The following is a 13155-nucleotide window of genomic DNA, read 5'->3' on the forward strand; positions in this document are numbered from 1 at the left end:
ATGCTGAGCATGCATTATAATTATATTACATGCTCAGCGCTTATCTAATATTTAGAGCATTTTAACACAGACTAACTTAATATTTTATTGATTTATATATAAGTCTGCTTAATTGATCTTTTTCTTTTGCACCTTCTATACTTCTTAATATTTCCTCATTAATCTTACTTATATCAATATTTAATTCTTCAATATGACTTTCTAAGGAATTTATTGCATTTAAAAGCCTTGTCTTTTTATTATCTTTAACTATTACCTTATCTGCAAAAGATTTAAGAGCAACATATGTCAAAATTAGTACATCTTCATTCTCAACAAATTCTTCATAATTTTCCACAAGATATACTACAGCTTTAGTTAGTAGATTTTTATATATTTCTATACCTTCACCGTGGTGAGTAAAAGCTACTATACTTCTAGCAGTATATATAACCTTATCTATTTTAGTATCCTCTACAGATTTACCAAAGGCACCACTTGCTAATTGTTGTGTTGCTAGCACACGTAAGAACTCTGATTTATCTATACCCTCATCCATTAAATTTTCTAACTGCAATTCATCTAGACTTTGACTATAGTAGAACTTCGGAGAAATTATATTAGTATCACCCTTATTGAAATCTATGTTAACTGGTAAGAATTTTCTCATAACTCCTCCCAGTACAGGTTCATAAATTTCTTCTATTAAAATAAAGGATGTTTCATCACTTATAATTCCAATGTCAGTAGATAACTCTATAATCTTATTTTTCATAGCCTCATGAACTTCTCCACGTTCATAGACGATTCTATTCTCTAAAGATTCTATTCTTTTCTTATACCAAACCTTTTCAATTAAATTTGCATTAACCTCTAAGTCTAATTTAGTTAGAACTATTCTTCGTTGTATTCTTCTATCTCCAACCATGCCATTAAGAGTAACAATACCTTCTAGATCCCCATCTATCTTAGCAAATATTGAAAATGGTTCTCCATCATACATATATTCTATGGTTCTAGGGTAAGTTTTCTCAACCTTCATTCCACCCCAATCAATTTCAATATCTGTTATTTGTAGTCCTCTTATTCTATTGAACTGATTTAAGATTACATCCTCTATTCTAATACTTCTATTAATAAATTCTGCTTTTCCGAAGGTAATTCTTGCTATTTTATTGATGAAATAGGTATTAACAGAGGCATCTATTCCAAAAGGGAAAATTCTGCTTCCTACACAAGTTTTTTCTACATAATCAAGGATATCTTTCTCATCATCCACTACGTCATCAGTAAATAAAATGATAGTATTTTCTTCTCCCTTATCTTCATTTAAAAAGGCATATTTTATTCCATCAAATATATTAGCATCATTTTCACAAGCTAACTTATCTATCCACTTAGATGCTTCCTTTAAATTTTCATCATTAAATTCAACTCTTCTACTCTCTGAAAAATGCTTTAGGGTGTCACCCATAGCAACTATGTTAAAGGTATCACCTTTATATAAATTTCTAAGACATAAGTGTAAAGCAGTTTTAGCCTCCTTTAACTTATCTCCTTCCATGGATTCTGATATGTCTATAAGGAATATATAGTTTCCATTTTTCTCTTCTACATCCTCTTCAATTTCAGGTAGAAATCTCAAATATACAATTCCATTGTCTTCGCTATAATTCTCATATATAATTCCACTAGTTTCACTGGAATTTTCCTCTAAATAAATTGACATAGCACTATCCAGGATTTGCTCTTCACCTTGAAGAGTTATTTTGTATAAATTACTCTCATCATCCTCTTCTTCTTCCACCTGAATTTTATGGGTATTACAAGAAAATTTAGCACTTTCAAAGGTCTCTACTAATAAATTTAAAGATAATTTATAGTCTTCTTGTTGGCTTTGTTCCTCATTATATGGATTTTCTGGAAGTACAATCTTAGGTATAATTAACTTAAGTTTGGAATGTTCATATACTAGCTCTTCAATATAAGAAATCTTTATAACTACAGTTTCACCTTTTAAAATTGTTCCAATTGACATTTTAAAATAGTTGTTATTTAGTTCTTCTAATATAAGTTTACTTCCTGAATCTTCTCCAATATTTTCATAAATTTTCTCTATTTCTTTTTTATCTTCTACTTTTCCTTTTATAACACTGCCACCTATATTAGCTTCGAAACCTGAAATTACAGCAGTATCTGGTATAGGGAAGGTATAAATTCCTTTTACATCATCTTCACCAATATTTTCATAAACATGGCTAATTGTAAATTCAACAAACTCTCCACAAATATTGCCATCTATATCTACCTTTTTTAACAATATTTCTCCCTTAGAAATATTGTTCTGTAACTTTTCATATTCCATAACCTCACTCCTTTTATGTTATCTACCTTTCCTTCAGAATGAGTTTTTCCTCCCTCTGAAGGATAAATTATTATCTAGGGACTTAGCCATAGTCATATAGTTTAATATAAAAGTTTCTATAAATTATATTGTACTACATAACTTCTTTTATTACTCTCAAAGCATTCTTATATAATATTTTTTCTATATGACTTTCATGATATCCTTCTTTTTGTAATGCTGTTATGAGTTTATCTATCTCTCCCATGTTACTAATTTCTAGATTTTTAGGATTTATTCCATCAAAATCACTACCAAGGGATAATACATCTATACCCCCAACATTATAAATATGATTTATATGTTTAACCATATCTTCAACAGCACTTTTACTTCCGCCTTCTATTAAGAAAGATTTTTCAAAGTTGATGCCAGTTATGCCCCCCTTTTCACTGAGAGTTCTAATCATATCATCAGTTAAATTTCTGCTGTGATTACATACAGCTCTACTGTTTGAATGTGATGCTACAAAAGGTTTCTTACTATATCTTGCCACATCATAGAACCCTCCATCGGATAGGTGTGAAACGTCAATAATCATGCCTAGTCTATTCATTTCTTCAAGGGTTTCTAATCCAAAGGTTTTTAACCCTTTATTTCGAAACTCTTCTCTGCAATTTGGATAACCTATACTATTTTCATAATTCCAGGTTAATGTCATAAGTCTAACTCCTAGGTCATAAAAATTTCTTAAATTCTTAAGAGAGCCTTCTATAGCTTCACCTTCTTCAATGGTCAAGAAAGCTGATATTTTATCCTCCTCCTTATTCACTTCAAAATCCTCATAATTTTTTGCTACAGATATTTCATGATTATTTTTTTCTAACTCTTCATAAAATTTATTTAGCATATCCATGGCTCTATTAAATGCCTTAGGATGCTCTTTAAGATCAATAAACAAGGCAAAAAATTGTGCCAAGGACTTACCCTTTGTTAATTTTTCTAAATCAATAGCTAGATGGTTTCTCTTTAACTCCATATCCTTATTATCTATTAAATGACAAATTGTATCACAATGTAAATCAATTATACTCATATTATATCCCCCTTAATTCTAAGACTATATCTTCTATTAAATTACGAATTTACAAGTTAATTATAACCATAAATAATAAAATTCTATCCCTATTATCTATATTATAAATTCTCCTTCTTTATTTATATATCCTTCTTTATTTATATATCCTTCTTTTTCATCTATTATAACCTTACATACTCCATTATAAAAGTTATCTACTTCATGAAATTTAGGCTCTATAACTATATGACCTTTTAAATCTACAAAACCCCACTTCTCGTTAATTTCAACAGAAAATAGACCTTCACTGTACTCTAAAACATTATCATACTCTATAGGTATTATTATGTTCCCATTTCTATCTATAAATCCATATTTATCTTCTATGGAAACTGCTGCATATTCTGTATTGAAATTATCTGCCCAGCTGTATCTTTTTTCAATAACAAAGTCACCAGAATTATTAATATATCCCCATAAATTATCTTGGGATACAGCTGCAAGTCCATTAAGAAATTCGTTAGTAAAATCAAAATTCCCGTCAATCTTTATATTAAAGTTTTCATCTACATATACATTTTTACCCTCTAATCCCACATTGGCTAAACCTTCATTAAAATTGTTAGCATATTCATATATAAATCCGCTAATACACTGACCTTCCCCGTTTATATATCCATAGTTCTCACCTTTTCTAACTATAGCGAGGCCATTCTCTTCAAACTCATTAGCATCATCAAAGGTAGGTGGTATAATCATATTGCCATGTCTATTGATATATCCCCACTTTCCTAATATTTTCACTGCTGCAAGTCCTTCAGTGAATCCCTTTCCTTCTTCATATTTTACTTTTATTACCTCATTGCCCTGTAAGTCTATATATCCATATCTGTGATCTAACTCAACTAAAGCCATGCCTTCATTAAAATAATTTATATCATTATATTTGGGAGCTATTATGTAATCTCCTTGTCTATTGATAAAACCACATAATCCATCTACCTCTACAAAGCCCATTTCATCCTCAAATTCATCGGCATAATCAAAAATAAAAGGAACTATAGTTTTTCCATTTTCATCTATATAACCATATTTATTATCTAATTCAACGGGATACATTTTCATAATCTTTTCTCCTTTGCTTTTTAAATATATGAATATTATACCATTTATACGAATAAAAAGTCTTATATTATCTTAATTAAAGATAACCTATTCTATATATTTAACTATTTAAAAACTATTATTTCATACCTTATATATTATTAATACAATGTCTATTTAATTATACTAATTGTTAGTAATTATAATTTATATTATAATTAAAAAGATGTAATAATAAGTGTAGATATCTCTACACAATACAAAGGAGTGTTAAATATATGAAAAATTGTATAGTAGCTCAATCTGGTGGTCCTACATCTGTAATAAATGCCAGCGCTATGGGAGTATTTAAAGCAAATGAAGAACTACACTATTTTGACAATGTATATGCAGGAATTAACGGTATTGAGGGAATTTTAAATGAAAATATAATAAATCTTTCTCAGATTGACAGTGAAGTTATTGACAGATTAATTTATACACCATCTTCAGGACTTGGATCTTGTAGATACAAATTAAAAACCTATGAAGATAACAAAGAAGAATACATAAAACTTTTTGAGATTTTTAAAAAGCATGAAATTGATACTTTCTTCTACATTGGTGGAAATGATTCTATGGATACAGTTCATAAACTTAGTAACTATGCAAAGGAGCATGATCTTCCTGTAAAATTCTTTGGAGTTCCTAAAACCATAGATAATGACCTTCCAGTAATGGATCATACTCCTGGTTTTGGAAGTGCTGCTAAGTTTATATCAACTATAGCCCTAGAAAACAAACTAGATGCTAGTGTTTATACTGCAAAAAATGTATTTGTTATAGAGGCAATGGGACGTGATACAGGATGGCTAGCTGCTAGTTCTTGTATTGCTACATTAAATGGAGAACCAGTGGTAGATTTAATTTATCTTCCTGAAGTTGCCTTTGATGAAGCTAAGTTTTTAAAAGATGTGGCTAAAAAATTAGAAGAAAAAAATTCTGTAATTATAGTAGTTTCTGAAGGAATAAGAACTGCAGATGGTACTTTCCTTGGTGAAATGGGTGGTACTGGTCTAGATAAATTTGGTCACGCTCAATTAGGTGGTGTTTGTAGTTATATCAAAAATGTAATCACTGAAAATGGAGTTTGCAAAAAAGTAAGAGCCATAGAACTTTCAACTATGCAACGTTGCGCAATGCACTTTGCTTCTCAAACTGATATTGATGAAGCCTTTAATTGTGGATTTGCTGCATTAAAATACTCTGCAGAAGGTGAAAGCGGTTATATGATAGGTATTAAGAGAGTTTCTAATGCTCCATATAAATCAGAAACCTTTGCAGTGCACACTTCAAAAGTAGCAAACTCAATAAAATATTTCCCTAAGGAATGGATCAATGAAGAAGGTAACAATGTAACTAAAGAAGCTTATGAGTATACACTACCTCTAATCATGGGAGAACCAAAAATTCAATACGAAAACGGTCTTCCAAAATATGCTTTCATAACAAAATAGTAGAATCAATATTACATTTTTTATATTAAAAGGAGTGATTTTAAATAAAAAATCACTCCTTTTATAAATTAAATTTTCGCCTTTTTTTCAATGGTAGAAAGAGCATCTTTATCTGCGATAACAGTTAAATTAGGATGTAATTGTAATATTGAAGCAGGAACTTTTGGTGTAATTGCTCCTAAAAGAGCTTCATACAAAATATCCGCCTTACTAATTCCATTTACTACTAAAAGAATTCCTTTTGACTGCATAATAGCCTTTATTCCCATAGTAATAGCATACTTAGGCACTTCTTCAATACTATTAAAGAATCTTGAATTAGCATCAATAGTCCTTTTATTTAACTTAACCTTATGAGTGTTCTTTTCAAAGACTTCTCCCGGTTCATTAAACCCTATATGTCCATTATGACCTATACCTAAAAGTTGAAGATCAATGCCTCCAAAATCTGAAATTAATTTATCATATCTACTACACTCTATATCAATATTAGAAGCGAGTCCATTAGGTATATTAATATTATTTGACGGCATATTAATATGTTTAAAGAAATTTTCCTTCATATAAGAATGGTAACTTTGATTATGGTCTGGTGCCAAACCATAGTATTCATCTAAATTTACACTATGTACCTTTGAAAAATCCAATTCTCTATCATTGTATATATCAATTAACTGCTTGTATACTCCTAACGGAGTAGAACCAGTGGCAAGTCCTAATACAGAGTTTGGGTAAAGTATAACTTGAGCAGAAATTATATTGGCAGCTTTTCTACTCATACTTTCATAATCTTCTGCTTTAATAACATTCATTTTTATTCCTCCTCTGTGCTTAAGTTAAATTATAAATAGGTCGTATGCTCTCCTTAAGTTTAATTTAGTATATAATAGAATATATATTTTATTATAACATATATTACATAAATAAATTTTAATATAAAATTTAATTTCGTAACTTATGCCAATAAAAAAAGAGCGGAAAATAATTGCATCACCTTCCTATGAACTACTATCAGGAATAGCTAATAGGAAAAATGTATAAAATCCACTCTCTTATATTTTATATATTATAGAAGTTTGTAAAATATATCTTTTTATTAAGGTTCAGATCATTAATTATGTATTATCTAGATGTATTTTAAGATTAATTTATTAGGTTATATATTTATTTTTCTGTTTTTATTTATTCTTCTGCTGATTCAACATAATTAGGATAAAAATTTCTTTCTCCTACCATAACAGTAATGTTGTTACCATCTACCTTTACAACAAAATCTCCAGATTCAGATTGTGGCGTTGGAATTTTACCATCAAAATATTTATTAATTAGGGTTGATAATTCTGCATCTGATAAATCTCCTGTTTTCTTTATATTTCCTTCTACTATCTCAGTTTTAACTGCCATAGCTATGGCATTAGCATTTGAAACATCTGTCTTTTCTTTAGCTTCACTAACCTTAGATACCATTGTTGGTGCTACAGCTAAGGCTAATACACCGATTATCCCTAAAACTACTAGTAACTCAATTAAGGTAAATCCCTTTTTCTTAGTTCTATTAATTTTCTTATTCACACTATTCCTCCTTTCCTTTTTCATTTAAGAATTTATGTAACAATTTATGCACATAAACTATGCTATCCATTAAATCCATTTTTATACATTAATTTCTACTTTTTTTCTAAAACTTTATATACATTTTCTATAAAATATTTTCTTCATAAATAAAAACACCTAGGCTTTATTTTAATCCTAGGTGTTTACAATATTTACATACTAATTATCAGTTAATTTTTCATTACATTTTTCTTTTATAAGAAAAGCTTCATCATAATGATCGTCAATAACTATAGCTTCTTCTGCACACTTTAATGCTTCTTTAAACTTTCCATCTTTAAAATATATTTTAGCTTTAAGCAAGTAGTATCTTTCATCATCAGACATCTCTATAGCATTATTAATAAAGGTTAAGGCTTTATCATATTGAAAATCAACTATAGCATAAAAATAATAAGCTATTATATAGTAAATTTTATCTTGCCTTGTATATAAATTAAATATACCCATTAAGAAACTTAGAATTTCTTTTCTTGAAAGAAATGTCTTTCTTACGGTACCTCTATTCATATCTTTATAGGACATCTTAAATAAATAATCCACTGCTTCTGTGTACTTATATCTTCTAATATAAATACAAACCTTATTTAAATTCATATATAAATCATTAGGTGCTAGGGTAAGTGCTTGTTCCATATATCCCATGGACTTCTCATATTCCCCAATCTCAAAATGGGTTCTTGCTAAAAGGTTAAAGTATTTACCATTGTCACTTTTTAAACTAATAGCCTTATTAAGATTGTATATAACCTCTGAATAAGAAAAACAATCTAAATTATGAACTCCAACTAAATCCTTTAAGGAGGTCTTAGAACTATTTAAAAGTCTCAATACTAATACAATTGCCCTTCCTTTTCTATAATACCCATGGGCACCATCACTTTTCACCTCAATGAGCCTATCATATATATTTATGGCTTTATTATAATTTTGTATCACTTTATATACTGATTGGTTTTTTATAATAACTTCATATTCCTCACCTAATTCCAAAGATAATACTTCTATATAATCATACCAAAAATCATTATCTAGATCTAAATTAATAGCCCTCTTGCAGTTGTGTATTATTCTGTCACATCTATCATCTAAAGTTAAATATTCATCTTCCTTTATCCTATGAATTTCATCTCTAAGTAGATCTGACATACTTTTTTTATACTCATCATAATTTCCCTTATATATATCTTCAACCTCATACATTTTCTTAATTATACACTCATAACTTTGAACTTTTATATTATAAGGCGATTCCTTATCTCTAGTTATGCTACCTAATACCTCTAATGCCTCATCATATCTTTTTAGTTTCATAAAAATAAAACCTTTATGATATAAGTAATCATAGTAATCTCTATTTTTAATGCCTATAACTTCATTTAAAACTTTTAAAATTATATCTACATCCTTAGTAAGTGAAGTTCTTTCCATAACAGCATCGATAAAGTCCCTCACTTTATTATCTATATAGGATTTATTAATGTACTCCCTATCCTCATACTCTGAATTACTTTCTATTTGGTATAGAATTTTATATATATTAATCATCTCTAAAAAGTAATCATTATCAATTAAAATATACTTTCCCTCTTCAACTAACTCTAGATATTTTACACTTACATATTCAGAACTACTATGATAGTGGTCGTTTTCTTCTTCCTTAAGAATAACTTGAAGTAGTTTCATATAGTTTTCATAAAGATTGTAATAATCTCTTATATTTATAAATTTCTTTATGTTATCTAAATATTGATTTTTTAAAATTCCCCCTAGTCTAGCTAAGTTTTCACCAAATATCTCTACATCTCCATAACTACTATAACTAGAGAGAGCATAATTAAGTCCTTCATAATAGGTTTCAAAAGCTTCTTCAAACCTATCTAATCTTTCTAAAGTTTTTCCTTTATGATTATAAATAAATTCATCCACTGTTATTCCAAAGGATAAGTTTATATAATAAAGTGCTTTTTCATAATCTTCTTCCTCGTAATAGGCAAAGGATAAAAGGTCATATACTTCATCGGTTTTATTAAAGGTCATAGCCTTTTCTAAGGCATGGAATGCATCCTTCATTCTATCCAGCTTAAGGAGCATCTTTCCCTTTAGTATGTAATAATCATATCCTTTATCATGATCTATCACACTATCTAATTTTAACAGTATCTTTTCAGCTTCTACCTTTGTTATATTATTATAATTGTCATACTTTTCTTCTATGTTAAATTTATTGTAATCCATATTTCCTCCTAAACATAAGATAAGCCCTACGCATCCATATTCAATTTTACCATATATGGGTATAAATCTAAATTAATAAATGATTAACTTTCATATATTGTCATATTATTTATATTTCATATGGATTATAATTACTATATATTTCTTTAAAATATGGTAATATATAATTAAAAACAAAATTTAGGAGGCAATTGAAAATGGAGAATATTAATAGTGAAAATTACAAAACTGCTATATTTGCTGGTGGCTGCTTTTGGTGCATGGTATCCCCTTTTGATGTATTAGATGGAATTATAAGTGTTACTTCTGGGTATACTGGAGGTGAACTTAAAAGCCCTACCTATAAAGATGTAAAATCTCAAGGTACAGGTCATTATGAAGCTATTAAAATTATATATGACTCTACTATCATTTCCTATGAAAAGCTCCTAGAAGCCTTTTGGAGACAAATAGATCCAACGGATGATGAAGGTCAATTCCAAGATAGAGGCTCTTCCTATATTGCTGCTATCTTCTACATGGATGAGAATCAAAGAATAATTGCCGAAAAATCTAAGAAAGCTCTAAACCATTCAGGTAGATTCCCCAAAGAAGTGGTTACTAGAATTCTTCCAGCATCAACCTTCTATGAAGCAGAAGAATATCATCAAGAATTTTATAAAACCCATCCTACAGAATATAAAAAGGATAGAAGTATATCTGGAAGAGATGAGTTTATAGCAAAATATTGGGGTGATGATTATTATAAAATATATGAAGACTAAAATATATGAAGAGTAAAATATTTTAAGATTGGATGTGCTGTTATGAAAAAACAACATAGTGAATTATTTAAAATCCTTATCAATGCTTACTATAATGATAAATTAGAGAATGTTATTGAAGAACTATTAAAGGATAATACAGTTGATAAAGAAGCCTTAGCTGCAGAAATTTCTTCTCTCTGTGGAGTGAATTTGTCCTTTAGTAATAATTACATAGAAGATTTAAAAAAAGCCATAAATAATTATGAATCAGATCATAAAATTGTTAATAAGATTAAACTATGCAAAATGGAGTGTAAGGTAGATTGTGATGGAAAGACAAAATGTCAAGAAAGCTGCCCCTTTGATGCTATTTTATATGATGAAAAAACTAAGTGTACTTATATAGATAATGATAAATGTACTGATTGCGGGTTCTGTGTAGAAGGATGTCCAACTGGAAGTATTCTAGATACAGTGGAGTTTATGCCTCTTGCTAAACTTTTAAGGGAAAACACTCCTGTAGTAGCTGCTGTAGCCCCTGCTATAATGGGTCAATTTGGAGATAGTACCATTGAACAACTTAGAACTGCTTTTAAATCTCTTGGATTTACTGATATGGTGGAAGTAGCATTCTTTGCAGATATGCTTACCCTTAAAGAAACCATTGAATTTGATGCTCACGTTAAAACTAAATCAGATTTTATGATTACATCTTGCTGCTGTCCTATGTGGGTTGGCATGATAAAAAAAGTATATAAGGATTTATTGCCACATACATCTCCTACTGTATCTCCAATGATTGCAGCTGGTAGGGTGTTAAAAAAATTAAACCCAGATGTAAAGGTAGTATTTATAGGACCATGTGTAGCAAAAAAGGCAGAAGTTAAATCTCCTGACTTGATTGGTGACATTGATTTTGTTCTTACTTTTGCAGAATTACAAGAAATTTTTGAAGCCTTTAATGTAGTTCCAGAAACCCTTGAAGGCACAACCTCCATGGAATATGCATCACGAGGTGGAAGGCTTTATGCACGTACCGGTGGAGTTTCAATTGCCATTGAAGATTGCATAGAAAGAATGTTCCCTGAAAAATATAAACTTGTAACTCCTATTCAAGGTAACGGAATAAAAGAATGTAAGGAAATATTACAAGATCTTCAAAAAGGTATTATAAAAGGAAACTTCATTGAAGGAATGGGATGTGTAGGTGGATGCGTTGGTGGGCCAAAAGCTATTGTCCCTAAAGATAATTCTAAAATTGCCGTAGATACCTTTGCAGATAACTCTAAATATAAAGTTGCCTACGATAGCCCAGTAATGAATGGAATCTTAGATGCCATTGGCATATTCACCATAGAAGATTACAAAGATGAAAACAAAACAGAAATATTCCATAGAGACTTTTAAAAGACTATCTCTATAAAACTTCCTACTAGATTAATTCATTTCTCACAAAAATTGAGCATCCACTTTAATATAAGTGGATGCTCAATTTTTTTATTTATATAATTCCTTCATTTTTTCAAAGGCTTCATTACTTAGAATGTGTTCTATGCGGCAGGCATCTCCATCGGCTACTTCTTTAGATACTTTTAAAGTGTCCATGAGATATTTAGTGATGAGAGTATGTCTTTCATATATTTCACTGGCCTTTTTCATGCCTTTTTCTGTGAGAGTTATCTCCCCTCCTTGTTCCATGGTTATAAACTCAGCTTTTTTCAGTATGCCCATGGCTCTGCTAATGCTAGCCTTTGTATAACCTAATTCATTTGCTATATCTATAGAACGTACAGAGCCCTTTTTTCTTTGAAGCAATAAAATAGTTTCTAAATAATTTTCTCCGGATTCATGTATTTTCATAATAATCTCCTGTATAGTTTCTTTTAACCTATTTTATCATAGGTTAAATTTTCATTCAACTTTCCAAAATTATTCTTTACTTATTTAAAATAACCCAATATATGAAAATTATTCTCATTTTCAGTTGACATCATAAATCATTTATAGTAAACTCAAAACATAGGTTAGTTAAAGCTAACTTATGTTTTTCAATATTAGTTAGCTTGTGCATACTTAAGGGAGGGATTTATATGCCACTTACTATGGCCAAATCTGGAGAAAAAGTTTTTATAAAGAAAATTAATGGTAAAGAAGAAACGGTGAGATTTTTAAAAAGCCTAGGATTTATTGTAGGTGAAAGTATAACTCTTATTTCAGAGTTAGGTGGAAATATAATTATTAATGTTAAAGATAGCCGTATTGCAATAGATAAATCTATGGCAAATAGGATTATTATATAGGAATTATTTTAGGAGGTAATTATGAATACATTAAAGGATGTAAAGCCAGGACAGACTGTTACAGTACTTAAAATTCAAGGTGAAGGTGCTGTAAAACGTAGGATTATGGACATGGGAGTTACTAAAGGCTCTTCTATTCATCTTAGGAAGATAGCTCCCTTAGGAGATCCTATTGAGATAACTATTCGAGGATATGAACTTTCTATTAGAAAATCTGATGCTGAAAAAATATTAGTTGAATAGTTTTAAATCTAAA

Annotated in this window: 12 protein-coding genes; 5 read left to right on the plus strand and 7 right to left on the minus strand. The window is 29.4% G+C overall.

Annotated elements, in window-relative coordinates; all coding sequences use genetic code 11:
• Nucleotides 1-76: 76 nt before the first annotated feature.
• From B3J31_RS08205 to B3J31_RS08215, 3 genes are all read right to left on the minus strand, one after another.
• Nucleotides 77-2344: a VIT and VWA domain-containing protein gene (locus B3J31_RS08205; protein ID WP_346867220.1), complete on the minus strand. Its 2268-nt coding sequence runs from the start codon at nt 2342-2344 to the stop codon at nt 77-79.
• Nucleotides 2345-2477: 133 nt separating this feature from the next.
• Nucleotides 2478-3419: a dipeptidase gene (locus B3J31_RS08210; protein WP_346867219.1), complete on the minus strand. Its 942-nt coding sequence runs from the start codon at nt 3417-3419 to the stop codon at nt 2478-2480.
• Between the two features lie 96 nt (nt 3420-3515).
• Nucleotides 3516-4526, minus strand: a complete 1011-nt coding sequence (locus B3J31_RS08215) for a WG repeat-containing protein (protein WP_346867218.1) — start codon at nt 4524-4526, stop codon at nt 3516-3518.
• A 257-nt stretch (nt 4527-4783) separates the two neighbouring features.
• Here B3J31_RS08215 and B3J31_RS08220 point away from each other — a divergent pair, with 257 nt between their 5' ends.
• On the plus strand, nt 4784-6001 hold the full coding sequence (locus tag B3J31_RS08220) for a 6-phosphofructokinase (RefSeq protein WP_346867217.1): 1218 nt from the start codon (nt 4784-4786) through the stop codon (nt 5999-6001).
• 68 nt (nt 6002-6069) lie between these two features.
• Here B3J31_RS08220 and nagB read toward each other — a convergent pair whose 3' ends face one another.
• The 3 genes from nagB to B3J31_RS08235 form a co-directional block, all read right to left on the minus strand.
• A complete protein-coding gene (gene nagB / locus B3J31_RS08225) occupies nt 6070-6813 on the minus strand; it encodes a glucosamine-6-phosphate deaminase (RefSeq protein ID WP_346867216.1) in 744 nt (247 codons plus the stop codon).
• A gap of 370 nt (nt 6814-7183) precedes the next feature.
• Entirely contained in the window at nt 7184-7573 is a 390-nt protein-coding gene (locus B3J31_RS08230) for a type II secretion system protein (protein ID WP_346867215.1), read from the minus strand.
• Nucleotides 7574-7774: 201 nt separating this feature from the next.
• Nucleotides 7775-9853, minus strand: coding sequence for a hypothetical protein (locus B3J31_RS08235; protein WP_346867214.1), 2079 nt, complete (start codon nt 9851-9853; stop codon nt 7775-7777).
• Between the two features lie 197 nt (nt 9854-10050).
• Between B3J31_RS08235 and msrA the strand changes: the two genes are divergently transcribed.
• Both msrA and B3J31_RS08245 read left to right on the plus strand, forming a co-directional pair.
• Nucleotides 10051-10617 carry a peptide-methionine (S)-S-oxide reductase MsrA gene (msrA, locus tag B3J31_RS08240; RefSeq protein WP_346867213.1) on the plus strand — a complete coding sequence of 189 codons (567 nt, stop codon included), beginning with the start codon at nt 10051-10053 and terminating at the stop codon, nt 10615-10617.
• A 42-nt stretch (nt 10618-10659) separates the two neighbouring features.
• Nucleotides 10660-12006: a [Fe-Fe] hydrogenase large subunit C-terminal domain-containing protein gene (locus tag B3J31_RS08245; protein WP_346867212.1), complete on the plus strand. Its 1347-nt coding sequence runs from the start codon at nt 10660-10662 to the stop codon at nt 12004-12006.
• 90 nt (nt 12007-12096) lie between these two features.
• On the opposite strand, the gene B3J31_RS08250 is transcribed toward B3J31_RS08245, so the two are convergent.
• Nucleotides 12097-12459 (minus strand): metal-dependent transcriptional regulator, encoded by a 363-nt coding sequence (locus B3J31_RS08250; protein ID WP_035131426.1) that lies wholly within the window; start codon nt 12457-12459, stop codon nt 12097-12099.
• Between the two features lie 230 nt (nt 12460-12689).
• Between B3J31_RS08250 and B3J31_RS08255 the strand changes: the two genes are divergently transcribed.
• Together B3J31_RS08255 and B3J31_RS08260 are read left to right on the plus strand one after the other, a co-directional pair.
• Nucleotides 12690-12899 carry a FeoA family protein gene (locus B3J31_RS08255; protein ID WP_035131427.1) on the plus strand — a complete coding sequence of 70 codons (210 nt, stop codon included), beginning with the start codon at nt 12690-12692 and terminating at the stop codon, nt 12897-12899.
• Nucleotides 12900-12920: 21 nt separating this feature from the next.
• On the plus strand, nt 12921-13142 hold the full coding sequence (locus B3J31_RS08260) for a FeoA family protein (protein WP_035131429.1): 222 nt from the start codon (nt 12921-12923) through the stop codon (nt 13140-13142).
• Nucleotides 13143-13155 lie beyond the last annotated feature (13 nt).

The organism is Clostridium sp. UBA5988 (genome assembly GCF_002435615.1).
Classification (GTDB): Bacteria; Bacillota; Clostridia; order Clostridiales; family Clostridiaceae; genus Clostridium_J; species Clostridium_J sulfidigenes.